Below are 25,176 nucleotides of genomic sequence, written 5' to 3' on the forward strand. Positions count from 1 at the left end.
TCTGCTCCTGGCGGCCATCGAGGCACTTGGGTCGTAGGGGCGGCTGGGCCACCTGCTGAGGGGTGAAGGCAAAGCGGCGTGCCTCCTCCCGCGCTCGGGAGCAGGTGGAAGCGCCGCGGACATTGGCAGCTTCAGAACCAGGCATCGCGATGCGGGGGGACGGGGACAAATCCTGGCCCGCACGTTCCACCGTGTATCAGTTCCGCTCCTCGCGCATACAAAGGTTCGCTTCCTCATGATGCCCCTTTGTCGCTGGGAATCCGAGACTTTGCCCTGTCGTCCCGCCGCTCAAGCGGGTCTGCCGGGGCGAGCTGTGAACGCGGCAGAGCAGTGGAGAAGGCGCACGCCGCGGCGGACGCTTCGCCCGACGTCCAGTTGATCGATTGGCGACGTTGTACGGCCGGACGTGACGTCGAAAAGCGTAAACCAAGTGTCACTTGGTGATCGTCGTTGCATGAAGGGCTGGATCGATCACCTGCATACGGTGGCTCCCGGTATTTATCCGCATTCCGGCTGCGTGAGGATTTCTACGCAGATCTCCCCAGGAATCGCTTCTAGCGTGTCCGTCGAATCGTTGTCCTCTAACAATCGAGAAGGAAGTTTCGATGGTTCGAAGAAGCTCAGGCCTGTTTCGGGCGCTGGCCGCGGTCACGATAGCCGGGACGTGCTTGTTCACCCCCGGCACGGCCCAGGCGGCCCAATCGCACATACTCCCAGTCGATATGCAGACGCAGGAGCAGAGCAAGTGGTGCTGGTCGGCGGCCGGCAGCATGATCGCCGCATATCACGGCGTGAAGATCTCTCAGAACGATTTCTGCAACCTGGCGAAGGACAAGATCAGCCTGTTCACCTGCCCGAACGAGGCAGGGAGCGCGAAGCTGGTGGCCCACGCTCTGGACAAACTCTCGTTCTATTCGCCGGGCGACGACATTCACGACTCGCTCACGTATCACGGGGTTCAGACGCAGATCAATGCCAAGCGGCCCTTCTACGTCGGGATCAGCTGGGCCTCCGGGGGCGGGCACGCTCTCGTGGCCTACGGATACGACACCCGTTATCTCGGTGGCCTGGTCTACTACATCAACCCCAAGGCCTCCGGGGCGCGGCGGCACGTACGGTCCTACACCGGTCTGGTGAGCAACAGCTCCTTCACCTGGACCCGGACACTGAACAACATCATGAGGTCGATATGAGACGGGCAGCCACCCGGGCGGCGGTGGCCGCCGCGTTCGGAATATTCGTGATTCTCGGCGGAGCGGCGTCGGCCTCGGCAGACGGTTCGTCACTGCTGTCGGGGCAGCCCACCGCCGCCGACCTGCAGAACGCTCACTCCGTCGCCGCGTCGGCCACGACGCAGGATCAGCTCGCGAACGTGCAGTTCACGAGCACGGAGCCCGGCACCGGCGACTCCTCGCCGGGCGTCTCGGTCAGCGAGAAGACCATCCCGGTGTTCGAGCTCACCGCGGACTTCGTCCGAGGGACGACCGGCGCTCCCGCAGGGGACCTCGCCTACGTGGCGGTGCCGGCCCAGGCCGGCGACGGCACCCAGGTCACGATCGGGATGACCTATGAGGGTGACTCCTGGCGGGTGGACGACATCGCCGCCGGTCTGGACGAGCAGACCGCGGCGAGCATGCTGCCGGAGGGGACCTCTCTGCTGCACGAGCCGCAGATCGATGCCTGGTATGCCGTCTCCGACAAGGAGATCCGCCTGCTGAACACATCGGGGTCTGACACCGCGCCTACGGTGTACAGCGTCGAGGGTTACCAGCGGCTGGTCGCCTCGCGCTACGGCGACAAACTGCCGGGTTCGGACTACGACAAGGAGGGCCTGGTAGGCGGCTTCGGTTCGGGCGGGGCCGGTGCGGTCTCGCAGTTGACGACCGGCTCGGCGACCGGCTCGGCGACCGGGCCGGACTTCCACGCCGTGCCACTCGGGATCGGTGCCGTGCTGGCGGCCGGGGCGCTGGCCCTGGCGATCCGCGGCTTCCGGAGACAGCGGCGCTGAAGCCAGGCGGGCGGGCCGTCAAGGGAGCACGGCTCGCCCGCCAAACCCGGCCGGCGGTTGTCAGCGCTCGGTGTGCGGCTCGCGCTCCCCGGCATCGACGCGCTCCCCGGCGCCGATGGCAGCATGCTTCTCCTCGTGGGCTTCCTTGTGGGCTTCCTTGTGGGCTTCGTCGAGCGGGACGTGGTCCGTGCCGTACGTCCGGCTCATCCTGGCGCGGAGCCTGCCGAGGACAGTACGGGCGAGCTTTGGGGGAATGCCCCCGCTGTCCACCCCGCTCTCGATGACGGGGATCTCGGCCTTGCCGCGGATGTGTTCGGCGATGTCCTCCGCCGCCGGTGTGTGGACCTCGATGTACTCGCCGCTCGGCATCCGCCTGATGACGCCCGACTCCACACCGTGCGACAGCACCTCGGCATCCCTGTGCTGGAGGCCGATGCAGATCTGGTACGCGATGAGGTAGGCGAGCGCCGGACCGATGAAGATCGCGAATCGGCCGAAGATCGTCGTCTCGTACAGGCCGACATGGAAGAAGGCCGAGATCTCGTCGTTCGCGCCCAGCAGCCACAGGATGCCGTAAAACGTGATGCCCGCCACGCCGATCGCGGTGCGGTGTGGGTTGTTACGCGGCCGGTCGCACAGGTGGTGCTCACGGCGGTCACCGGTGATCCACCGCTCGGCGAACGGGTAGATCGCCAGGCCCGTCATGAGGATGCCCAACGGCACCAGCGCCGGGATCAGCACGCTCAGCGGAATCGTGTGGCCCAGCACATTGATCTCCCAGGCGGGCATCAGGCGCAGCGCCCCCTCCAGGAAGCCCATGTAGAAGTCGGGCTGGGACCCGGCCGAGATGTCCGCCGGCGTGTACGGCCCGAACAGCCAGATCGGGTTGATCTCAGCCAAGGTCCCCAGCAAGGCGAGGACGGCGAACGTGAACAGGAAGAACGCACCCGACTTGGCCATGAACGCCGGGTAGAACGGCCCGCCCACCACGTTGGTCTCGGTGCGGCCCGGGCCCGGCATCTGCGTGTGCTTCTGCACCCACATGAGGATCAGGTGCGCGGAGATCAAAGCCAGCAGGAGGCCCGGGATCAGGAGGATGTGGATCGTGAAGAACCGCGAGATCACCTCCTGCCCGGGATATTCGCCGCCGAACAGGAAGAACGACATGTACGTGCCCACCACCGGGATCCCGAGCATGACGCCCTGGGTGATCCGCAGACCGGCGCCGGAGAGCAGGTCGTCGGGCAGGGAGTAACCGGTCAGGCCCTCCACCAGCGCCAGCGTGAAAAGGGTGAGGCCGATGAGCCAGTTGAGCTCTCGCGGCTTGCGATAGGCCCCGGTGAAGAACACGCGGAGCATGTGGACCATGATTCCGGCCACGAACAACAGCGCCGCCCAGTGGTGGATCTGCCGGATCAGCAGACCGCCCCGCACGTCGAAGCTGATATGGAGGGCAGAGGCGTACGCCTCGGACATCCTCACGCCGACCAGCGGCTGGTAGGAGCCCGAGTAGGCGACCTCGCCCATGCTGGGCTTGAACCAGAACGTCAGGAACGTGCCGGTCAGCAGCAGGATGATGAACGAGTAGAGCGCGATCTCGCCCAGCAGGAACGACCAGTGGTCCGGGAAGATCTTCCTCAGGTTGCGCTTGAGGAAGCTTCCCGCGCCGAGGCGATCGTCAACGAATGTGGCGACCCCGGCGATGACTTTCGGGGGAGCCTTCATAGTGCCCTTCCTCAAGATCGGACGGGGCGGCATCGTCAGCGCGATCGCGCCCCAAACGCACCGAACACACCACGCCAATCACACGCCAATCACCACGCCAATCACGACCGTGAAAGCAATGGCCCCGCAAGGCGGCGATCACCACGCACTCGCCGATACTTGGGCCGAAGTGGCGGACGCCGTACCGGCGTGAAATCACCGAAGGCCTGTGGTGCACTGGCCGTGGCCGGTTAGGCGAGCCTGACGGGCGTTCCTCGGCCGGCAGATGGAATCCGGCCGACCGGCGCCCTTTTCAGTTCTCTCCCGCCAATCTACCCGGCGACGTCGCTTCCAGCTCTATCACGGCTCCTCTGATATCGCCTGCTCCGCCGCCTGACGCAAGGCGTCACTCACTTCAACGGCCATGCCCCCGACGCTAAGCCGTAGGTCACAGGTATTACCACCCGCCTGCTCACCGCCGGCATCCGGACGTTCCTCCGGCCGCTGCGCTGATCTTGGGGCGCAGCCAAAGCGGGGCGCGCCGCCAATGGTCGTTGGCATTTCGCTGGCCGGGGCCGTTCTGGCCGGGCTTGGATATCTGGTGGTAGGCAGCGACGACGCTCCTTAGCTCGGGAACATCCCGCTGCTGACGTTGACGAAAGTGCCGGTTATCGCCGCGGCCCGGTCGGAGGCCAGGAACGCGGCCGTGTCCGCAACCTCCGACAGCCGGGGCGACCGGCGCAGCATTCTCATCTCCGCCAGGCGGTCGAGCAGGCCCTGGAAGGCCACGTCGTCCAGAGCCAGATCGCTGTTGACCGAGGCGAGCTTCTCCGGCGACAGCGTCTCGGGGACCCCGGCCGTCCACAGGCCGACGACGCGGACGCCGTGCGGCCCGACCTCGGCCGCCAGGTTGCGGACGAATGTGTCGGTCGCCGCGTCGGCGGGCCCTGTGCCGCCCATCATGGGGCTTCCGTGGGCGGATCCGCTGTCCAGCGTCAGGATGACGCCGGATCCCCGCTCGATCATGTGGCGTGCCGCCGCCCGCGCGGTGATGAAGTTCGCCGTGATCCCCGTGACGATCGGACGGGTGAAGTCGGCAGTCGTCATGTGGACCAGGGGGATTCCCTGTACGTCCCCGCGCGAGACGAGGTTGAGCGACACGTCGATGCCGCCCGCCCGGGTGGCCACGTCCTGGGCGTGCTCGTCCACGGCGTGTTCGTCGAGGGCATCCAGCACGGCCACCTCCGCGGACCCGCCGGAGGCGGTGATCTCCTCCGCCACCTTGTCGAGGGTCTCGCGGGTGCGGCCGGCCAGGAAGACCCTCGCCCCTTCGCGGGCGAAGGTCCTGGCGACACCGCCGCCTATCGATCCGCCCGCTCCGTAGATGATCGCGTTCTTGTTCTCGAGCATGACGGCTCCTCCGTTGTCGTCGCGGTTCACACGTGTTCTGTTCTTGCTCCACGCGCAGGTTCGATCGTGAAACGCACGAGGCCCGGGAAACTCATCGGTGCTCCGATGCGCGGCGCTTCGATCCACCACGCGGAGGCGGAGCCGTACGGCGCCGGCGGGAGGCAGAAGGTGGCTGGGGGACTGGCTCGTCTACGGCCAGACGACCTTCCCCGACCGTTACCGGCAGGCCGTCGAGAGGACCTCGCTCGATTACCAGACCCTGCGGAACCACGCCTGGGTGGCGAGGAGATGGCAGGTCGCGGCGGACAGGGCCAACCGTGACCTGGTGGACTGGATGAGGTTCGTCCTCGACGAGGCCGCCGGCGGCGTGGCCGGCGACATGGAGCAGCCGAGACGAGGGCGGAAGGGGCCGGCGGGTCTTGCGGGGGCAGGCCCGTCAGGTGCCCTTCCAGCGAAGCGAGGAGGGCGGTGCGGGTTAGCGGTGCCGGCCGCGTGGCACGAGCCGGGTGGTCGGCATGGGCGGAGCCGGGAGCTTGGCGTCTCCGTAGGCGGCCACCGTGCCGAAGCGGCTGCCGGTCATCCATTCCTCGCGCGCCGCGACGATCTCGTCATGGTCGCGGGCGACGAAATTCCACCACATCACGATGCGCTCCTCGAAGGGCTCGCCGCCGAGGAGGAGCACCCGGCCCGGCGCATCGGCGCCCAGCGTGAGTTCGGACCGGCCCGAGCCGAGATACAGCAAGGGGCCCGGCTCCAGGCCGGTCCCGTCGACGTCCACCTTGCCGGTAAGGGTGAGCAGGGCGTATTCGAAATCGGGCCGCAAAGGCAGGCGCACACGCGCGTTCGCGTCCAGGGCCGCCTCCGCGCCGACGAGCGGGGTGTAACAGCGTGCCGCGGACTCGGCTCCGGCCAGCTCTCCCATGAGGACGGTGACGGTGGCGCCGCCGTCCCGGAACACCGGAAGGTCGTTGTGGTGGCTGAACTGTGGGGGGACGTGGCGGTCGGCCCCGGGCAAGGCCACCCACAGCTGCATCCCGTGCACAGTCGGCTCGTTGCCGGTGCCCACCTCGGCATGGGCGATGCCCCGTCCCGCCGTCATCAGATTGAGCTGGCCCGGACGGATCACCTGGTCGCTGCCGATGCTGTCCATGTGCCGGATCTCACCGGAGACGAGCCAGGTCACCGTCTGGAGTTCGGTGTGGGGGTGGGGAGGCAACCGCATGCCGGAAATGCCGGTGACGTCCTGGGGGCCGAAGTGGTCGATGAAACACCACGCGCCCACCATCCGGTGTGCCCGGTTGGGCAGGGTGCGGATGACCGTCATCCCTCGTGCGCCGCCGAGCGCCACCTCGTGGCCGGGGAGTAGCTCCTGCACCGGACGCGTGGAGACAGTCTTCAAGCCCCCGCAGACGAGTTCCTGCGGATCCTGCTCGATGTTGCTCATCCACGCACTCCCGGTCGGGTCGGACACGGCTGCCCCATGGTAGACGAGCGTCGGAGAGCGACCTGACAGAGGTCAGGCCATTCACCTGTGATCGAGCACCAACGGGTGGGCCGGGGAGGGTCCGGAGAACAGTCAGTCTTGCGCCAGTAGTTCGCGGGCCGACTCAACGGGGGCCGGGAGGGTACGGCGCCGGGACAGCGCCCGGGGGAGCCTTCGGAGGGCGTCGCGGAGCGCCTGCAGGCCGACCGGTCCACGCCGGACCATCGTCATGACGGTTCGTGCCACCACCGGCCACGGACGGCGCATGACGGCGGTCAGCATCGCGTTGCGCGCGGCGAGGACCTGCCTGCCATGCGGGTCCCGAGGGGCCGAGGGGTGGTGATGCGCCACCACGTCGCCGGCGTAGGCCAGCCCCCAGCCGGCCGCCGCCAGGTCGAGGGCGAGACGCTCCTCCTCGCCGAAGAAGAACACGACGTCGTCGAAGCCCCCGGCCGCCAGATAGGCCTCGCGGCGCACGACCGCCCCGCAGGCCAGGAAGCCCAGAATGCTCGGGCCGGGCAGATCCGTCTCGGCCGGGAGAGGGGAGCGGGCCATCTCCAGACAGACGGGATCCAGCCGCTCCTCCGGCCCCACGAGCACTCGGGCCGCGAGCACCGCGAGGCGCGGATGGGCGTCGAGGCTGTCGGCCGCCTTGTCCAGTGCCCCGGGCGCCCACCAGGAGTCGTCGTCGGCGAACGCGACGTAGGGGGTCGTCGCCCGCCGCACGCCGACGTTGCGGGCGGGAGCGCCCAGGTTGCGGCCGAGCTCCACCACGTCGACATGCGGGAAGCGCTGCCGTACGAACGCGGCGGTGCCGTCCGTGGAGCCGTTGTCCACCAGGATGACGGGGCAGTCGTGGTGGGCGAGCGAGCGCTCCAGCTCGTCACGCCGGTTCTGGGTGGCCACCACGACCGTGACCCGCCCTTTCGTCCGCGCCGTCATCGCCCCGTCTCCGCCGTGTCGAACCCGAGGATCCTCATCCCCGGGTATCTATCCAAAGTCGCCGCCGTATCCCATAACCTCCGCACGGCCGTACACCGGAATCAGCGTCTAGACATGAAGTTCGCCGGACCAGATGGTCACGGCGTGTCCTGCCAGCTCGACGCGGTCTCCGCGCAGCGTCGTGCGGACGATTCCGCCGCGCTCGGACACCTGCTCACCGACGAGCCGGTCACGCCCGAGCTTCTCCGACCAGTACGGCGAGAGCACGCAGTGAGCCGATCCGGTCACCGGGTCCTCGGGGACTCCGGCCCTCGGAGCGAAGAACCGGGACACGAAGTCGGCGGAGGGGCCGTCGCCGGGGGCGGTGACGACGACACCCCGGGTGTCCACCGCGGCGAGCCGGTCGAAATCAGGAACGGCCGAGCGGACGGCGTCCGCGGACTCGACCTCCACCAGCAGGTCGAACTGGCTGCGCCCCACCCAGACGGGTTTCACGCCCAGGGCCTCCACGAGGCCGTCCGGGGGCGCGGCGGCGGTGGCCCTCTTCGCCGGGAAGTCCATCGCGATGAGCCCGTCGCCGGCCTGGCCGGTGGTGAGGACGCCGCTCTTCGTGGCGAACTCCAGGCGTCCCGAGGCGCCGAGGGAGTAAAGGACATGGGCGGTCGCCAGCGTCGCGTGCCCGCACAGCGCGACCTCGACGGCGGGGGTGAACCAGCGCAGCGAGTGCCGCGGCCCCTCCTCGCCGATCACGAACGCCGTCTCCGAGTGCCGCATCTCGGCGGCGACGGCCTGCATCCAGGCGTCCGTCGCCGGGGCCTCCAGAAGGCACACGGCGGCGGGATTGCCGCGAAAGGCCTGGTCAGTGAACGAATCGACGGTGAAGATGCGCATATTTCCGGATTCTAGGTCGGGCGCCCGCCGGACGAAGGACCGGTCGGCGAGCCTGTCAGGTGGCGTGGCCGAAGACGGCCAACGTGTCCCGGGCGACCTGCAGCTCCTCACGGGGCTTGACCACCAGAACGGGAACACGCGCGCCGGACGGGCTGATGAGCCCGTCGGTGTCGAGGTCGCCGCGGACGGGCGGCTCCAGACCGAGTACCGAGAGCCGGCGGCACACGCCCTCCCGGACCTCGGGCTGGTCCCAGCCGATCTCGCCCGTGAACACGAGCGCGTCGAGATGGTCGAGGTTGGCCGTCGCCGCCGCGATCTCCCGGCTCACCCGGTGGACGTACACGTCGAGCGCGAGTGCCGCCGCCCTCTCCTTGGACGCGACCAGCTCGCGGGTGTCACCGGAAAGCCCGTCCGAGAGCCCGAGCAGGCCGGATCGGTGCTCCAGCCCCTCACGCAGCTCTTCGAGCGAAAGACGGGAGTCCGACAGCAGCCAGAGCAGCATTCCGGGGTCCACGCTGCCCGACCTCTTGCTCATCGGGACGCCCTCCAGCGGAGTGAACCCCATCGAGGTGTCCACGCTGCGGCCTCCCCGGATGGCGCACACCGACGACCCGCCGCCGAGGTGCGTCATCACCAGGTCCATCTCCTCAACGGGCCGGTCGAGCAGCTCCGCCGCCCTCCGGATGGCCCAGGCGTAGGAGAGCCCGTGAAAGCCGTACCGGCGCAGGCCGTACCGCCGCCGCCACTCGGACGGGAGCGGGTAGGTCCTGGCGACCTCGGGCATTCCGGCGTGGAAGGCCGTGTCCGGGCAGAGGACGTGCGGCACCGAGGGCAGCGTGCGCCGCGCGGCCTCGACGAGCGCGAGCGCGGGCGGCACGTGCAGCGGCGCGAGGTCGGCGTACCGGCGCACCGCCTCCAGCACGTCGTCGTCCACGACGGCCGGCGCCAGTACGGCGTCGCCGCCGTGCACGAGCCGGTGGCCGACGAACCCGACCTCCAGCCGGCCATCCCTGGCCAGGAAGTCCGACAGCGTCCGCTCCGCTTCGGCCGGGTCCGGGCTCTGCTCGCTGTGTTCCGTGAGCAGCACCCGGCCGTCGCGGACGAGGTGAAGCTGGAGGCTCGAGGAGCCGGCGTTGACCGTGAGGACCACCGGTGTCATAGCTGTCCGTCTCCCCGCGCCCGGTCGTGCCAAACCGGCCCCGGGAACGGGGGAGGTAGCCCTCCTGCTGGCGGTCCCAGCGGTCGATCTATTCCCGCGCGACTTCGAGAGTGAGCATTGCCGCCTCCTTGTAACTGGCATGTATGCTTTTGTCAGTTACAAACTGAGACGCAAGGGGCGTAACCGGTCAAGTGAATTTCAACAGTCACACAGATTTGGTGGTGGCGGCAGCCGTCGGCCTGGTCAACGCGCTGACCGCTGGGGACGCTCGCGGCCGGCCGTACGTGCCGCCGCAGGGTGGGGAACGGCGGGCGGCCGTCACCGAAGCCCTGAGGATCGGCGGCAGGCGGGCGCGGGAGGAGGTCACCGCGGAGGAGGCCGAGGAGCTCGCCGGGGTCGCGGCCCGGCTGCGCGGTGTCTTCGAGTCGGTGGCGGATGGTGACATCGACGCCGCCGCGAACCAGGTCAACGGGCTTCTCGCCGAGACGTCCGCCCGGCCCCATCTCGACCGGCACGACGGCGAGCCCTGGCACCTGCACTTCCACGGCACGGGCGGGACGCTGGCCGGCAACTGGGCGGCGAGCTGCGCGACGGGCCTGGCCATCGTCATGGGCAGCGAACTGCACGACCGGCTCGGGGTGTGTACGGCTCCGCATTGCGACCGTGTCTACGTGGACATCTCGCGCAACGGCACGCGCCGGTTCTGCTCGACCGCGTGCCAGAACCGGGTGAAGACCGCCGCCTTCCGCGCGCGCAACGCCTGAGCCCGCGCATCGTCCTCGCGGAGCGGGGGCCCCGGCCTGCCGTGCCGTACGGCTGGGCAGGTCAGGGGGAGACGGGCTCGACGTCGGCGACGATGCAGGTGATGTTGTCGGGGCCGCCGCCCTCGTTGGCCAGTGCGATGAGGTGGCGGACCGCCTCCTCGGGGTCCGCGATGGTGGTCAGCGCGTGATGCAGCGTCTCCGGTTCGAGCACCGCCGTCAGGCCGTCGGAGCAGAGCAGGTAACGGTCGCCCGGGTAGGCGTCGCGCAACGAGAGATCGGGGTCGGCGAGGCCGCTGGTCTCAAGCGCCCGGAGCAGCAACGACCGGTTCGGGTGCCTCGCCGCCTGGTCGGGGCTCATCCGCCCGTCGTCGACCAGCGACTGGACCAGCGTGTGGTCGCGGGTGATCTGATAGAGGGCGCCGTCCCGGAGCATGTACGCCCGCGAGTCGCCGACGTGCGCCAGCGCGAAGCGGCTGTGGCCGTCCCAGAGCAGCGCGGTGATCGTGGTGCCCATCCGTTCCAGCGCGGGATCCTGCTCGGCGAGCTCGCTGAGCCTGCGGGCCGCGTCGCGGACCGCGCCCTCCAGCGCGGCGAGGGGATCGGCGGAAAGAGGAGCGTCCTCAAGAGCCGAGAGCGCGGAGATGGCGGCCGCGCTGGCGACCTCTCCGTGCCCATGTCCGCCCATCCCGTCGGCGATGGCGAGCAGGTACCTGCCCGCGTGCACCGAGTCCTCGTTCTTCGTGCGGGAACGCCCGACGTCCGATCCCGCGGCATACCGAATGCGGTTGTGCGTCATGGTTTTGAGTAAACCATTGGTTGAATGACTTCACAAGCATGGATTAGTCTGAGGCCCATGAGCCAGGACGCGACAGTGAACGCGGGCGACATCGCCCGGTTGGCCGGCGTCGGAAGGGCCGCGGTGAGCAACTGGCGCCGCCGTTACGAGGACTTCCCGCAGCCGGTCGGGGGCACGGCGTCCAGCCCACTGTTCTCCCTGCCCGAGGTCGAGGAATGGCTGCACCGGAACGGCAAGACGTTCGAGGTGTCGCTCGGCGACCGGGTCTGGCAGCGGCTGAAGGCGTCCGCCGGCGACCTCCGTCTGGGCGAGCTGCTCGGCCACGCCGGCGCGTTCCTGCTCTACACCCGCCGGGACCCCGGCGGCTGGGCGGGCCTCGCCGGCAGCCCCGACCTCGTCGTACGGCTCCCGCATGCCGTCGCGGCGGCCGCTCCCGACCTCCCGGTGAACCTCGGGTCGCCGGACGCGGCGGACGCGCGGCTGGCCGATCCCGGCCTGATCCACCTCCTCGCGGAGATGGCCGCGCGGGACGGCGCGGCCGAGACCTTCGAGTTCCTCTGCGAGCGGTACGTCGAGGCCCACAGCCGGCGGCTCTCCGTCACGCGACCGGAGATCGCCGGGCTGATGGCGCGGCTCGCCTGCCCCGAAGGCGGATCGGTCCTCGACCCGGCCTGCGGTCTCGGCACGCTCCTGCTCGCCGTACAGACGGAAGGGGCGCCACGGCGGGCCGCGCCGCCGGCGAGTCGAGACACCCGGCGGCGGGGCCCGGGGCGGAACCCGTCCGACGGGGAGGGGCGGCTGCTCGGGCAGGACGCGAGCGAGACGGGGGCGCTCCTCACCGCGCTGCGGCTTCTCCTGCGTGGGGACCCCGCTCGTATCGTCGCTCGTATCGTCGCCGGGGACGCCCTCCGGCATGACGGCTTCTCCGGCGAGCGGGCCGACGCGGTGGTGTGCGACCCGCCGTTCAACGAGCGGGCGTGGGGCCACGAGGACCTGATCGGCGATCCGCGCTGGGATTACGGCATGCCGCCCCGGGGCGAGCCCGAGCTGGCCTGGGTGCAGCACTGCCTCGCCCATGTGCGGCCGGGCGGGCTGGTCGCCATCCTGATGCCGTCAGCGGCGGCGAGCCGCCGTCCGGGCAGGCGGATCCGGGCGAACCTGCTGCGTGCGGGCGCGCTCCGCGCTGTGGTCACCCTGTCGGCGGGAGGTCCCGACCTGTGGCTGCTCCGCCGTCCGCGGCCGGGGGAGCGGCAGCCGACGGCGATCCTGCTGGCGGACGCGGGGGAGGACCTGTCGCTCGTCGAGCAGGCGTGGCGTGCGTACCTGGCCGAGTCCGAGCCGCCACGCGGCAGCCGTACCGTCCGGATCATCGACCTCCTCGACGACGAGGTGGACGTGAGCCCGGCGCGGCACCTGTCCGCGAGGAGTGACACCCGCGGCCTCCCCGCCGCCCGCGACCGGTTCGTGGAAGCCTCGGCGGTGCTGACGCGGGCGATGGCCGAGACCCTTCCGGACCTCGAGGTGCTCGGCGACGGCGACCTGGGCTGGGACGCCCCCGTGACGACTGTCGCGGAGCTGGTCAGGGCGGGGCTGGTGACCGTTCTCCATTCGACCTTGAAGGCATCGGACGAGCCCGTGGAGACACGAGGCCTCCAGATGGAGACACCGGGCCTACCGGTGTTGACGGCCGACGACCTGTCGCATGGCGGTCCGCCCACCGGCCTGGCCGCTCCCGCCCCCGGCCTCGTGACGATCGAGGGCGGCGACATCGTCGGCTCACCCGTCACCGCCCGGGTGATCGAGGCCGGTGGCGCTGTGCTGGGCCCCCACCTCACCGTCTTCCGCGTCGACCGGGCGCGGCTCGATCCCGAGTTCCTCGCCGGGTTCCTCCGCTTCGCGGCGGGCGGCGGGCGGACGCACCCCAACTCCAGGTCGACGAGCTCCAGATCGACGCATCTGGGCGCCAGCCGCGTCGAGGCCCGCCGGGCGCGCGTCCTGCGGATCCCGCTCACGGAGCAGAGACGGTACGGCAGGGCCTTCCAGCAGCTCCTCGCCCTGGAAGACCGCCTGACAGAGGTCGCCGCCGCCGGGGAGGCGTTCGTCCGGCTCGGGGTCGAGGGGATCGCCGACGGCCGTCTCCGGCCTCGTGACCCCTCATCGTCCTCATGATTGCTCATGATTGCCCTCATGATTGAAGGTGTAACTTTTTCCCGCAAAGGTCGACGGGAGGGGACGCATGGTCATCGGCGACCGTTATGTGCTGGACGACCTTCCCCTGGGCCAGGGCGGCATGGGCGCCGTCTACGGCGGCCACGACCGGCGCCTCGACCGCAAGGTGGCCGTCAAGTTCCTCCGCTTTCCCGGAGGTCCGGACGAGGAGCTCGAACGCCGCTTCATCCGCGAGGCCAGGATCCTCGCCCGGCTGGAGCACCCCGGAGCGCCGGTCCTCTACGACTTCGGCACCTTCGAGCAGCGGCTCTTCCAGGTCATGCAGTTCATCGAGGGAGTGACGGTCGCCGACCTCGTCAGCGAGCACGGGCCGCTGCCGGTGCCGTGGGCCGCGGCCATCACCGCGCAGGCATGTGCCGTGCTGACCGCGGCGCACGCGCTGTCCATCTGCCACCGCGACCTCAAGCCGACCAACCTCATGCTGTGCCCGGACGGCAGCGTCAAGGTGCTCGACTTCGGGCTGGCCATGCTGCGCGAGGCGGACGTCGCCCAGTTCACCCGGATCGGCCAGATCCTGGGCACCCCGGCGTACATGTCGCCCGAGCAGATCCAGCGCGGTGTCGCCGACCCGAAGAGCGACCTCTACGCCCTCGGCTGCGTCCTGCACGAGATGCTCACGGGCAGGCAGCTCTTCACGGGGCCGACCGAGTACGCCGTGTTCGACAAGCAGGTGAAGGAGCGGCCGCCTCGCGTCCCGGGGGTTCCGGCCGAGCTGGACCGGCTCATCGCCGACCTGCTGGAGAAGAAGCCGGAGAACCGGCCCCCGGACGCGCACGCGCTCTACGAGCGGCTGCAGCCGTTCGCCGTCGATCTCCCGATGCTGCCGGGCTTCCTCAACCCGTCGTCGATCCCCAGCCCGGGCCGCATGTACGCCCGAATGGTCGGCCGCGTCCGCTGACCCGATCGGTCGCCGTGATCATGCAGGGTTTCCCGGGAAGCTCGGGGACGTGGGGTTTCCCGGATCGTGATCATGCATGGATTCCGCCGTACGCGGTCTGATCAGGGCCGGCACCGTTTGTGATCATGCGGCGTCTGTCCGCCGGGCGCGCCCTCGTCATGCATGATCACGCCGGGCAAAGCGCCAGGTAGGACGGTGTGTGCGGGAACATGTGCATGATCACGCGGTGGCTGGGCGCGCGCCCAGCCACCGGAGGACACCGTCGGATGTAGTCGTTGTCAGGCTCGCCAGCCGGTCAGGACCTGGTCGATGCGGGGACGGATCTGGTCACGGGCGGCCATCCGAGGAACGCCGGACATCAGCAGGCTGTCGTAGTCGGTGTCCAGGTGGCGCACGCTCGCGACCACGGCCAGGGTGATCGCGTTCTCGTCGAGGACACGGGCGGCCGCCGTCCGGCCCACCCGGCCGCTGCCACGCACGGCGGCGTGCAGGGCGATGGCCTCGGCGCGCTCCGGCGGACAGCCGGGGAACAGGCGGCGGATCTCCGCCGCCATCCTCGCCTGGAACTCGATGTCCTCGTGGGCGCGCCGATCGCGGTCCCGTTCGCGGCGGCGGAGCCGTACCTCCTCGTCGGCCAGACACTGCTCCTCGGCCCGTATGAGGGCCGTCTCCTCGACGAGGACGCCGAGCCGCTCGTACCGCTTACGCCGCCTGTTGAACTGGACGACCACCGCGGACAGGCCGCTCTCCTTCTTGGCCCGGCGGCTCAAAGCGGCGTTTCCGGCCGGAAGGAAGTGGAGGTGGTCCATGTCGGCGCAGGTCAGGCAGAACGGCTGATCGTCCTCCATGATCAGGTAAGGGCCCGTCTCCCGGCATCCGGCGCACGCCCATGTCTCCAGCGGAGCGACGACCACCAGGTCGGGCGCGCGGTTCTGGCGCTCCGCGAGCTGCCGCTGTCTCGCCTCGCTCAACGTCGGAGATACCCAGTGGACGCGAAACAGGAGCTCCAACTCCTCGCCGCCTTCGGCCGTGAAGCGCAGCGGCCGCCTGTCCCTGCTGGCCGCCGCGTAGGCCGTCTCGCTCGCGACGAGCCCGGAGGCCACCGCCCACTCGCGCAGATGGGTGACCGCCTCGACCATCCGGGCGGCGTCGACGGCGGCCAGCCGTTCGAGGCTGTCCACCCGGCCCTGCCGCCAGGTGTCCACGTGGCGGGCGTGCAGCCACCGCAGGCCGGTCAGCACATCGATCGCCGTCACGTACTTCCGCGCCGTCAGGGCGATCTTCGCCGCTTCCGCCACCCGGCCGCCCAGCTTGCTCCCCACCCCACAAGAGTGCCCTATCCCAGCGGTGTGCGGCTCCGCGTCCGGTGTACGGCCTCCAGCAGCCCGACGGCCGTGAGGGTCGAGACGGTCGCCGATCCTCCGTATGAGACGAACGGCAGCGGCAGGCCCGTGATGGGCAGGATGCCCACGGTCATGCCCACGTTGACGAACGTCTGGAACGCCAGCCAGCAGACCACCCCGCCCGCCAGGACCGTGCCGTACGGCGAGGCGCTCCTGGCCGCGATCCGCAGGCCGCGCCAGAGCAGCACGGTCATCAGCAGGATGACGCAGGCCGCCCCCAGAAAGCCGAGCTCCTCGCCCGCCACGGTGAAGATGAAGTCGGTGTGCTGCTCGGGGACGAAATGCCCGGCGGTCTGCTCGCCGTGGAACAGACCCTTCCCGAACATGCCGCCAGAGCCGATGGCGATCCGGGCCTGGGTGGCGTTGTATCCCACCCCCAGCGGGTCGGCGTCGGGATCCGTCAGCACCATCAGCCGCTGGAGCTGGTAGGGCCGGATGAGGTGAAGCCGCCACACCACGAGCAGCACGATGCCGGCAGCCGCCGTCAGCCCGGCCAGCCACCGCTTGGGCGCTCCCGAGACCACGACCATGCCGGCCACCACCGCCGCGAAGACGAGGGTCGTGCCGAGGTCGGGCTGCAGCATGATGAGCCCCATCGGCAGGGCCGCCAGCCCCAGAGCGAGGAGCACCGCTCCGGGGCCCGGCCGCCGTTCGCCGTCCCGCAGCTCCCCCAGGGCCATGGCGAGCGCGAGCACCAGAGCCACCTTGGCGAACTCCGACGGCTGGAACTGGAGCCCCGAGCCCAGGACGATCCAGGCGTGCGAGCCGTTGACCGTACGGCCGAGCGGCGTGAGCACCACGACCAGCCCGGCGAGCGCCAGCAGATAGAGCACCGGCACGTACGCCCGGAGGACCCGCAGGTCACACCGTGACACCAGCCACATGAGGACGAATCCCAGGCCCACGCCGACCGCCTGCCGCTGGAGCAGGGTCGAGCCCGGGTCCGTGCGGGTGGCCGACCACACGAGCAGCAGCCCGATCCCGGACAGGGCCGCCGACGTGGCGGCGAGCCCCCAGTCCAGTGACGCCGGCACGGGAACCCAGCCCCGCCGTGCGGGCACACGAGACCGCAGGAGCCGTAAAGGAGTGGGACGGAGCGTCGTCATCGCCCTCCACCTACGTTCGTCGGCTCGAAGGAGGCCTTGTGGGGCGCCTTCCGGCTGTGACCGTGCCTGTGCTTCCCGGCGGGCGTCTTGCCGTCCTGCTTGCCGTCCTTCTTGGCGTGCTTGTGATGCGCGTTGCCGCGGAGGTCGTAGATGCCCTCCCAGATGTCCCTGGCCGCCGGGGCGGCGGTGCTCGCGCCGGTGCCGCCCTGAGACACGACCACGACGACCACGTAGCGCGGCTTCCTGGCCGGGGCGAAGGAGGCGAACCACGACGTGTCCTGCCTGCCGTACGCTTCGGCGGTCCCGGTCTTCCCGGCGACGGCCAGCCGCTTGAACGGGAAGCCCTTGAAGGCGGCCGCGGCCGTGCCCTCCCGGGGGACGTCGGCGAGGGCGTCGCGGATGTAGCGCAGCGTCTTGCGGGAGACGTCGACCCGGCCGGTGACGGGCGGGGTGACGGTCCGCACCACGCTGCCGTCCGGGCGCACCAGGGCCTTGGCGACGCGCGGGCTGAAGACCGTGCCGCCGTTCGCGAGGGCGGCGTAGGCCCTGGCGAGCTGCAGCGGCGTCACCAGGACGTCGCCCTGGCCGATGGCGAAGTTGGCCGCGTCGCCCGCCCACCACACGCCGCCGTTCTGGCAGTTCTCCGCGGCCAGCGCCTTGAGGTAGGCGGCGCGCTTGCGGTCGGCGACGTCCGGATAGCCCGTCTTGGCCCGGCGGCAGCTGTCGGCCCTCGTCTGCTCCCAGTTGGCCCTCTTCCAGGCCCGGTCGGGGACGCGGCCCGGCGACTCGTTGGGCAGGTCGATCCCCGTGCGGGTCCCGAAGCCGAACTCCCTGGCCATGGCCTGCATCGGGTCGGCGGGGTGGCGCACCGGCTTCAGCCCGCCGTCGTGCTTCCACATCCGCTCGGCGAAGCGGTAGAAGATCGTGTCGCAGGAGACCACGAGCGCTCTGTGCATGTTCATCCGGCCGAGCGCGATGCCGTCGAAGTTGCGGAACGACCGGCCTCCGACCTTGTAGGAGCCGGGACAGTCGTAGGAGGCGCGCAGCTTGTATCCGGCGTCGGCCGCGGCCGCCGTGGAGGTGACCTTCCACGTCGAGCCCGGCGCCCACTGCCCGAGCACCGCGCTGGAGACCAGTGGCAGGGTCTCGAAGTCGCGCTGGGAGATGCCGCCGGTCCACACGGCCGGGTCGTAGCTCGGGTAGCTCGCGAGGGCGGTCACCCGTCCGGTGGCGGCCTCCAGCACGACCGCCGCGCCCGAGTCGGCCGGCTCGCCGCGCTTGCGCGCCTTCGTCACGGCCTTGGCCAGCGCGCGCTCGGACAGCTCCTGGATCCGGGCGTCGATGCTGGTCACGAGGGTGTCTCCGGGATTCGGCGCCTCCTCGCGGAGGAGACCGGTCACCTTGCCGGTGCTGTCCACGGCCACCTCGCGAAGGCCGGTGCGGCCAGCCAGCTCGGTGTCGTACTCCGCCTCCAGCCCGTCACGGCCCACGAGCTCCGGGCCGCCGGGGCGGTCGGACGGAGCCGGCGGCTGGAGGTAACCCAGCAGGTGGGCCCCCGCCTTGTGCAGCGGATAGGTCCGCACGGGCCGCAGCGCCGTGCTGACGCCGGGGAACTCCTCCTGGCGCTCCGCGATCCGCACCACGGTCCGCGGGTCCACGTCGTCCGCGACCGTGATCGGCTGGTACGGCGAGCCGGGCCAGCACGGCCGCGGCACCTCCCGGCCGCACAGCCGCGCCCGGTCCGCGATCTCCTGGTACGGCTTGCGCAGCGCCTCTGCCAGCCGGGTCAGCACCGCCCTGCCCCCGTCGGGCTGATGGATCAGGGCCATGTAGTCGACGGACACCTGCGGCATGGTCTGGTTGGCCACAAGGGGACGCCCGTGCACGTCGAGGATCTGGCCCCGCACGGAGGGCAGGGGCACCGTGCGCACGCGCGACTCGGTGGCCGCTCTGGCATAGGTCGGCCCGGTCGTGACCTGCAGATACCAGAGCCGCCCGAGGAGCGTCAGCATGAGCGACGTCACGACGACGTAGAGGACCACGAGCCGGCCGCCGTGCGCGTCTCTACGCATGGTGACCTCGGGCGTAGCGCCCTCTGGCGGCCGCTCGCGACGCCGGGCCGCCGAACCGGCGCCGACGGGAGAGCAGGGAAACGAGGGCGACGGCCACCAGGGTCCCGCCGGCCACGGTCCAGGCCAGTGAGCCCGGCAGGCCCCCGAGGACGGACGTCCAGCTCGCGTCGCCGAGGACACCGGCGAGCGCGGCGTCGAGCAGGGTGCCGCCGAGCGTCCCGCCAAGAGCGGCCACCGTCCGCTGGCCGGCCGAGCTGTCGGCGGGGAGCAGCGCGCAGAGATAACCGATCAGGCACAGCACGAGGGCGTGCCGGCCGATGGAGTGGTCCGCGGGCGGCGCGATGTCCGCGGCCAGGCCGGCGGCGAACCCCATGACAGTCGCCCCCATCGGGCGGAGAACCATCCCCAGCGTGACCACGCCGATCAGCACGAGGTCGGGGCCGCCGCCGGGAAGGCCCAGGCCGTTCACCACGGACACCTGCGCGACGGGGACGAGCAGGATCAGTGCCACAGCGAGCAGCGCGCACCCGGCCGGGCTCCCTATCGGCTTCCTCGCCGGATCCCGCGCGAGCCTCCTCGCGGGCCTTCTCACCGGCTGCTCACAGGGTCGATCACAGGGTCGCTCACGCGGGTGCCCGCGGGGTCGGTCGCGTGGGTTGTCACAGAGTCGCTCACGCGGGTGCCCGCGGGGTCGGTCGCGTGGGTTGTCACGGGGTCGTTCACGCCTGTCACCGCGGCGCACCGCCCTCTGACTTGCCCGCGCCCGGCTTGCCCGTGCCTGATTGGCCTGGGCTCGGCTTGCCCGTGTCTGATTGGCCTGGGCCCGACTCGGCCGTGCCTGATTGGTCCGGGCCGACAACCACGGTGACGAGGTCGAGGGTGCTGAAGCGGGCGAAGGGCCGGACGAGAGCCGTCCGCGTAAGGGCGCCCGGAGTCCCTTCCACAGCGACCACGCTGCCGACGGGGACGTCCGGCACGAACGGCCGCATGTTCTCCGACCCGAGCGTCACCAGCCGGTCGCCCACGCGGACGGCGGCGTCGGCGTCGAGCAGGCTCAGTCGCAGCAGCCCCCGATCAGGGACGCCCGTGACGAGCCCGACCTCGCGCGAGGTCTCCAGCCGCGCGCCCACCGACGACGAGGGCGCGATGGCCAGCAGCACGGTCGCCGTCGACGGACCCGCCTGCACGACACGGCCGACGAGGCCTTCGCCGTTCAGCACGGTCATGTCGCGGGCCACTCCGCTGCCGGTCCCGACGTCGATGGTGACCGTCTGGTCCGCGCCGAAGCCGATCGCGTGGGCGGAGACGACCTGGTACGCCGCGGCGGCTCCGGCCACGGCCGCGGTGGGACGCCGTCCGGTCAGGACCTCGGCCCGGAGCCGGGCGTTCTCCCGCTCGACCGTCTCCATCCGCCGGGCGTCGGAGGCCCAGCGGGTGACCGAGGACGTGACGCTCTCCAGCGAGCCGTAGACGGCCGACCCGAAGGCCCGGAGCGGGGTGAGCGTGATCCAGTGGTCGGCCGCGATCAGCAGGACGGACACGAGCACCAGCAGCGCGGGCGCTCGCCGACCGGCCGCTCTCATCGGCGGGTTTCGGGAAGGAACACGTCCCGCATGTCCTCGAAGCGCTCGACGCAGCGGCCCGCGCCCAGCGCGACGGACTGGAGTGGCTGGTCGACCAGGTGGATCGGCATGCCGATGGCCTGCCCGAGCCGTTCGGCGAGCCCGTCGAGCAGGGCGCCGCCGCCGGTCAGCACGATGCCGTTGTCGAGGAGGTCGCCGGCGAGCTCGGCCGGGCACTGGTCGAGCGTGCTCTGCACAGCGTCGATGATCGTCTGGACCTGGTCCTCGATCGCGTCCCTGACCTCCTCGCGGGAGATCGTCGCGGTCTTCGGCAGGCCTGTCACCAGGTCCCGGCCGCGGATCGGAAGCGTCTTGTCGTCGTCGCCGGGGCGCACGGTGCCGAGCGTGATCTTGATCTGCTCCGCCGTACGCTCGCCGAGGAGCAGGGAGTGCTCCTTCTTCACGTAGTTGACGATGGCCTCGTCGAGTTCGTCGCCGCCGACCCTGACCGACTTGGCCACGACCACGCCGCCCAGCGAGACGATCGCGACCTCGGTGGTGCCGCCGCCGATGTCCACGACCATGTTGCCGGTGGCGTCGCCGACGTTGAGCCCCGCGCCGATCGCCGCGGCCATCGGCTCCTCGATGATGTGCACGCGGCGGGCCCCGGCCTCGTAGGCGGCCTCCTTGACCGCGCGCTGCTCGACACTCGTCGTGCCGCTCGGCACGGCCACGACGACACGCGGCTTGGCAAGGTAGCGATTCTTATGGGCCAACTGGATGAAATGCCGCAACATGCGCTCGGCGGCGTCAAGGTCGGCGATCACACCGTCCTTCAACGGGCGCAGCGTGACGATGTGGGGTGGCGTCCGCCCGATCATTCCCTTGGCGGCCGTACCGACCGCGACGATCTTGTCGGTGTGCAGGTTGATCGCCACCACGGAAGGCTCGTCCAGGACGATGCCCTTCTTCCGCACGTACACCAGTGTGTTCGCCGTACCAAGATCGACCGCGATGTCCCGGCCCAGAAATCCCCACGCGAAACCCATCGCCGACCAGCTTTCAGAAAGGGAGAGTACGGCGTGGCCGCTGCCCGGCGCCGCACCCCCTAAACAACGCCACCAAACCGGCCCCCGAACGGCTCAACCCGGACAACGCGGTGCGGGATGAATCAGCCGCTGACCACGCAATCCTGAGCGAACACGGACCATCAGTAAGGCTGCCGGAAGAACGCCGCCTAGACAACGCTGAGGTAGACATCTCTCGCCAGCTTCGTGACCCGCTTGGCCGAGCCGGCGAAGGACGCGCCCGGCGGCTGGAGGGTGAGCACCACCATGATCAACCGGTCGCCGATCACGCCTGTAGTGTGGAGCACGGGACGGCTGAAATCAACCGGATCCGGCGCGGCGGGGGACGTGGCCGAGCCGGTGCTCGCCAAGCCGCGGACCGGCGACGGGCTACCGGCCAGAGGGTGGTCAACGGCCCTTTCACCGCCTGATGACGCGTACGGCACGGCGGACGAAAGAGGCGGTGACATGGGAAGCGGCGACGAGGTCGTCCTCGCCTTGACGCACTTCACGGGCGGGACGGCGCCGAACCCCGACCAGCCCTGCTTGACCGCCCACGGCCGGGGGACGGCGCGCGGGATGCCGAAATACTGGTCGAAGCCGTCACTGGCGCACTGCCATGCCTTCCGAAGCTGGCCGAGTATGAAGTCGCGCACACGGGGGTCGGCGCGCTCCAGCAGGTAGCGGTAGACGAGCGCGATGTCCGACGCGCTGATCGCCGTGTAGCCCCAGAACCCCGGTTTCGCGGCGGGTGGCGGCCCGGTGTCGGCCAGCCGCAGCTTCCGCGCGACCCGCTGGACGATCCGCCCCTGGCCTCCGCGGCGCCACAGCGCGGTGGCCGCGTTGTCGTCGCTGCCGCGCAGCATGGGGACGAGCAGCCCGAGGTCCTTCTTCGGGATCGGCCCCTTGTGCCGCTCAAGGTAGTCGAGCGCGATCAGGATCTTGACAACCGAAGCGGACCGGAAACGGTGGTGTTCCTGGTGGCGGGCGGTCACCTTGCCCGTGCCGAGGTCGACGACGTAGCCCGCGGTCACCCCGGCCGGCACCCGCACCGGCGCGCGCAGCCCCGTCGCCGCCATCGGCACTGGGGCGCGCGGCCCCAGTGCCCGCACACCCTCCTCCGCCCGAGCCTCAGTCACCATGGCAGGGAGCATCGCGACCACGACGAGCATCACCACAAGCCTGGCCGCCAGGGCCTTTAATCGCGTCACTCGACAATCCCTACCAGATCATCACGTGCGTGCCGTACCGAATGCGGATCGTGACCCATGCGGCGCTGGGCTCCCGGCCGGGGTGCGCCGCACCCGTCGGGCGAGGCGCGGTGGGCCGCGACCCGCCCGGGGTCAGCGGCCGTCGAGGAGTGGCTGGGCGGGATCCCAGCGGGTGCCGTCGGCGGCGTCCCTGCGGCGGCGGGCCATCGCCGAGAGCGCTTCGAGCACCACGCGGTTGCCCAGGTAGGCCGTGATGTCCGCGTGGTCGTACGGCGGAGCGACCTCCACGATCTCCACGCCCACGACGGGCAGCTCATAGCAGGTCCGCCGGACGGCGTCGAGCAACTGGCGCGCGGTCAGGCCGCCGGGTTCGGGCGTGCCCGTGCCGGGCGCGTGCCCGGGGTCGCAGACGTCGACGTCGACAGAGAGGTAGACACCGTCGCAGTCGTCGAGCGCGATGGCGTACGCCTCGGTGAGGCACTCCTCCAGGCCCCTCGTCACGATCTCGGTCATCTCGTAGGAGCGCATCTCCTTCCCGGCCATCCAGTCGAGGATGTCCGGACCGGGCCAGTAGCCGCGCAGGCCGATCTGCAGGAACCGGTCGCCGCGGATGGCTCCCGACTCGATCAGCCGCCGCATCGGCTGGCCGTGGCCGTAAAGGTGGCCGAACTCGATGTGTCCCGTGTCGGCGTGGGCGTCGAAGTGCAGCATGGAGATCCGGCCGAAGCCGTGGTGGCGGGCCACGCCGGTCGCGTCCGGGAGGGCGACGGTGTGATCTCCGCCCAGCACGATGGGGACGGCTCCGGAGCCCGAGACGCGGGCCACCGCCTCCTCGATCGCGCGCAGGCTGCCCTCCACGTCACCGGAGTAGGTCTCGACGTCGCCCGCGTCCAGCACCCGCAGGTCCTTGAGGGCGTCCACCCGCAGGGCGAGGCTCGGCCGGGAGCCGTCGTGGGGCAGGTAGCAGGTCTGGCGGATGGCGTTCGGCCCGAAGCGCGCGCCGGGACGATGGGACGTGCCGCCGTCGAAGGGCGCGCCCAGGATGATCACGTCGGCGCCCGCGTAGCTCTCCGGGTCGTCGAGGTCGCAGCGGTCGACCCCCAGGAAGGTGATGTCGGGCCCGAACATCTGGCCGTAGCGGGTCAATCGAACTCCTTCAGCGCCGGCGCCGGGACCGCGTGGTCCTGGTCGTTGGTCCTGGTCGTTGGTCCTGGTCGTGGTCCTCGTCACGGTCCCGGATCGGGCGTGCACTATGGCCCTATCAGGGATTTAACGGCTTCGTCATGCTATTTGGGACAGGCCGGAAGTGGTATCCGGACGAGCTCCGGCGGGGATGGAGCCGCGGGGGATCAGCGCTATGGTCTCCGATCGTGAGCGAATTTCGATGGGGTATCGCCGCTACTGGCGGGATCGCGCGCAGTGTCGGGAATGTCATCGCCCGGGAGCCTGGCATGAGCGTCGCCGCGGTCGGCTCGCGCGACCTCGACCGTGCACGCGGTCTGGCCGCCGAGCTGGGCGCGCCGCGTGCGTACGGCTCCTACGCCGAGCTGGCCGGCGATCCCGACATCGACGCCATCTACGTGACGACCCCTCAGGCGCAGCACCTGGAAGTCGTCGAGCTCGCCATCGCCGCCGGCCGCGCGGTCCTGTGCGAGAAGCCGCTCACCGCCGACCTGGCCGAGGCCGAGCGGATGGTACGGCTGGCACGGGACAAGGGCGTCTTCCTCATGGAAGCCATGTGGATGCGCTTCAACCCGCTGATCGCCCAGATCGCCGGCCTGGTGGCGGACGGGGAGATCGGCGACCTTCGCTCCGTGAACGCGTCGTTCGGGTTCGCTTTGCCGTACGACACGCATCATCGCCTCTGGGACCCGGCGCTGGGCGGCGGCGCCCTGCTCGACCTGGGCGTCTATCCCGTCAGCTTCGCGCACCTGCTCCTCGGAGAGCCCGCCGCCGAGGATGTGGCCGTGCACGGGCGCCTGGCCGAGAGCGGCGTCGACGCCGAGGCGGCCCTGCTGCTCGGCTGGCCCGGAGGCCGCCGGGCGCTGCTGGAGACCTCGCTCGTGAGCCCGCTGCCGACCACCGCCTCCGTCATCGGCACGACCGGGCGGATCGACGTCGACGAGCTGTTCTTCGCACCCACCCGGTTCGTGCTGACGGTCGACGGGGCCGAGCCGCGGGTCCACGAGATCCCGGACCGGGAGGTCGCCTTCGCGGCCCAGGCCCGCGAAGTGCGGCGGGCCGTCGAGGCGGGGGAGACCGAGAGCCCCATCATGCCGCTGGACGACACCCTGGCCGTCATGCGCCTGCTCGACCTGGCCATCCGCCGCCTCCGCCAGGCCTGACGGCGTCCAACCTGTCCGACGCGGCGCGGGCGGTCAGCTCACGGCCCGTCAGCTCACGGCGGTCGTCAGGCGCGGTTCCCGGCGAGGCTCGTCAGGAGCCGATGGGCGCACACTGGCCGTGTGCGG

21 protein-coding genes are annotated in these 25,176 nt (G+C 70.6%); 6 read left to right on the forward strand and 15 right to left on the reverse strand.

The window, feature by feature from the left end; all coding sequences use genetic code 11:
- Window positions 1-722: 722 nt before the first annotated feature.
- Entirely contained in the window at window positions 723-1,193 is a 471-nt protein-coding gene (locus ABH927_RS15865) for a papain-like cysteine protease family protein (protein ID WP_407072831.1), read from the forward strand.
- Window positions 1,190-2,008, forward strand: a complete 819-nt coding sequence (locus tag ABH927_RS15870) for a hypothetical protein (RefSeq protein WP_370022167.1) — start codon at window positions 1,190-1,192, stop codon at window positions 2,006-2,008. The genes ABH927_RS15865 and ABH927_RS15870 overlap by 4 nt, the downstream gene beginning before the upstream one ends.
- Window positions 2,009-2,068: 60 nt before the next feature.
- On the opposite strand, the gene ABH927_RS15875 is transcribed toward ABH927_RS15870, so the two are convergent.
- From ABH927_RS15875 to ABH927_RS15900, 6 genes are all read right to left on the reverse strand, one after another.
- Complete coding sequence (locus tag ABH927_RS15875) at window positions 2,069-3,733, reverse strand: cytochrome bc complex cytochrome b subunit (RefSeq protein ID WP_370022169.1); 1,665 nt, start codon at window positions 3,731-3,733, stop codon at window positions 2,069-2,071.
- A 603-nt stretch (window positions 3,734-4,336) separates the two neighbouring features.
- Window positions 4,337-5,122, reverse strand: a complete 786-nt coding sequence (locus tag ABH927_RS15880; RefSeq protein WP_370022171.1) for an SDR family NAD(P)-dependent oxidoreductase — start codon at window positions 5,120-5,122, stop codon at window positions 4,337-4,339.
- Between the two features lie 475 nt (window positions 5,123-5,597).
- Window positions 5,598-6,566: a pirin family protein gene (locus ABH927_RS15885; RefSeq protein WP_370022173.1), complete on the reverse strand. Its 969-nt coding sequence runs from the start codon at window positions 6,564-6,566 to the stop codon at window positions 5,598-5,600.
- Window positions 6,567-6,698: 132 nt separating this feature from the next.
- Window positions 6,699-7,547, reverse strand: a complete 849-nt coding sequence (locus ABH927_RS15890) for a glycosyltransferase family 2 protein (RefSeq protein WP_370022175.1) — start codon at window positions 7,545-7,547, stop codon at window positions 6,699-6,701.
- Window positions 7,548-7,655: 108 nt separating this feature from the next.
- Complete coding sequence (locus ABH927_RS15895) at window positions 7,656-8,438, reverse strand: PhzF family phenazine biosynthesis protein (protein WP_370022177.1); 783 nt, start codon at window positions 8,436-8,438, stop codon at window positions 7,656-7,658.
- A gap of 55 nt (window positions 8,439-8,493) precedes the next feature.
- Window positions 8,494-9,597 (reverse strand): acetate/propionate family kinase, encoded by a 1,104-nt coding sequence (locus ABH927_RS15900; RefSeq protein ID WP_370022179.1) that lies wholly within the window; start codon window positions 9,595-9,597, stop codon window positions 8,494-8,496.
- A gap of 221 nt (window positions 9,598-9,818) precedes the next feature.
- Between ABH927_RS15900 and ABH927_RS15905 the strand changes: the two genes are divergently transcribed.
- The gene (locus ABH927_RS15905; protein ID WP_370022181.1) at window positions 9,819-10,361 is read left to right on the forward strand and encodes a CGNR zinc finger domain-containing protein; all 543 of its coding nucleotides are present in this window, start codon (window positions 9,819-9,821) and stop codon (window positions 10,359-10,361) included.
- Window positions 10,362-10,422: 61 nt separating this feature from the next.
- Here ABH927_RS15905 and ABH927_RS15910 read toward each other — a convergent pair whose 3' ends face one another.
- Entirely contained in the window at window positions 10,423-11,157 is a 735-nt protein-coding gene (locus ABH927_RS15910) for a PP2C family serine/threonine-protein phosphatase (protein WP_370022183.1), read from the reverse strand.
- Window positions 11,158-11,214: 57 nt separating this feature from the next.
- Here ABH927_RS15910 and ABH927_RS15915 point away from each other — a divergent pair, with 57 nt between their 5' ends.
- A complete protein-coding gene (locus ABH927_RS15915; protein WP_370022184.1) occupies window positions 11,215-13,326 on the forward strand; it encodes a class I SAM-dependent DNA methyltransferase in 2,112 nt (703 codons plus the stop codon).
- A 67-nt stretch (window positions 13,327-13,393) separates the two neighbouring features.
- The gene (locus tag ABH927_RS15920) at window positions 13,394-14,284 is read left to right on the forward strand and encodes a serine/threonine-protein kinase (RefSeq protein WP_370022186.1); all 891 of its coding nucleotides are present in this window, start codon (window positions 13,394-13,396) and stop codon (window positions 14,282-14,284) included.
- Between the two features lie 278 nt (window positions 14,285-14,562).
- Here the strand turns inward: ABH927_RS15920 and ABH927_RS15925 are convergent, their stop codons facing one another.
- The 8 genes from ABH927_RS15925 to speB form a co-directional block, all read right to left on the reverse strand.
- Entirely contained in the window at window positions 14,563-15,606 is a 1,044-nt protein-coding gene (locus ABH927_RS15925; RefSeq protein WP_370022188.1) for a DUF2293 domain-containing protein, read from the reverse strand.
- A 14-nt stretch (window positions 15,607-15,620) separates the two neighbouring features.
- The gene (rodA, locus tag ABH927_RS15930; RefSeq protein ID WP_370022190.1) at window positions 15,621-16,793 is read right to left on the reverse strand and encodes a rod shape-determining protein RodA; all 1,173 of its coding nucleotides are present in this window, start codon (window positions 16,791-16,793) and stop codon (window positions 15,621-15,623) included.
- A complete protein-coding gene (gene mrdA / locus ABH927_RS15935; RefSeq protein ID WP_370022192.1) occupies window positions 16,790-18,865 on the reverse strand; it encodes a penicillin-binding protein 2 in 2,076 nt (691 codons plus the stop codon). Before mrdA ends, rodA begins: the two co-directional genes overlap by 4 nt.
- Window positions 18,858-19,457 (reverse strand): rod shape-determining protein MreD, encoded by a 600-nt coding sequence (locus ABH927_RS15940; RefSeq protein WP_370022194.1) that lies wholly within the window; start codon window positions 19,455-19,457, stop codon window positions 18,858-18,860. Before ABH927_RS15940 ends, mrdA begins: the two co-directional genes overlap by 8 nt.
- 136 nt (window positions 19,458-19,593) lie before the next feature.
- Window positions 19,594-20,448 (reverse strand): rod shape-determining protein MreC, encoded by an 855-nt coding sequence (gene mreC, locus ABH927_RS15945; RefSeq protein ID WP_370022196.1) that lies wholly within the window; start codon window positions 20,446-20,448, stop codon window positions 19,594-19,596.
- The gene (locus ABH927_RS15950) at window positions 20,445-21,476 is read right to left on the reverse strand and encodes a rod shape-determining protein (RefSeq protein WP_370022198.1); all 1,032 of its coding nucleotides are present in this window, start codon (window positions 21,474-21,476) and stop codon (window positions 20,445-20,447) included. The genes mreC and ABH927_RS15950 overlap by 4 nt, the downstream gene beginning before the upstream one ends.
- A gap of 188 nt (window positions 21,477-21,664) precedes the next feature.
- Entirely contained in the window at window positions 21,665-22,705 is a 1,041-nt protein-coding gene (locus tag ABH927_RS15955) for a hypothetical protein (RefSeq protein WP_370022200.1), read from the reverse strand.
- Window positions 22,706-22,837: 132 nt separating this feature from the next.
- Window positions 22,838-23,851 carry an agmatinase gene (gene speB, locus ABH927_RS15960; RefSeq protein WP_370022201.1) on the reverse strand — a complete coding sequence of 338 codons (1,014 nt, stop codon included), beginning with the start codon at window positions 23,849-23,851 and terminating at the stop codon, window positions 22,838-22,840.
- 137 nt (window positions 23,852-23,988) lie between these two features.
- Between speB and ABH927_RS15965 the strand changes: the two genes are divergently transcribed.
- The gene (locus ABH927_RS15965) at window positions 23,989-25,050 is read left to right on the forward strand and encodes a Gfo/Idh/MocA family protein (protein WP_370022203.1); all 1,062 of its coding nucleotides are present in this window, start codon (window positions 23,989-23,991) and stop codon (window positions 25,048-25,050) included.
- Window positions 25,051-25,176: the final 126 nt, after the last annotated feature.

It is taken from the genome of Planotetraspora sp. GP83, assembly GCF_041262585.1.
Classification (GTDB): domain Bacteria; phylum Actinomycetota; class Actinomycetes; order Streptosporangiales; family Streptosporangiaceae; genus JAOEGB01.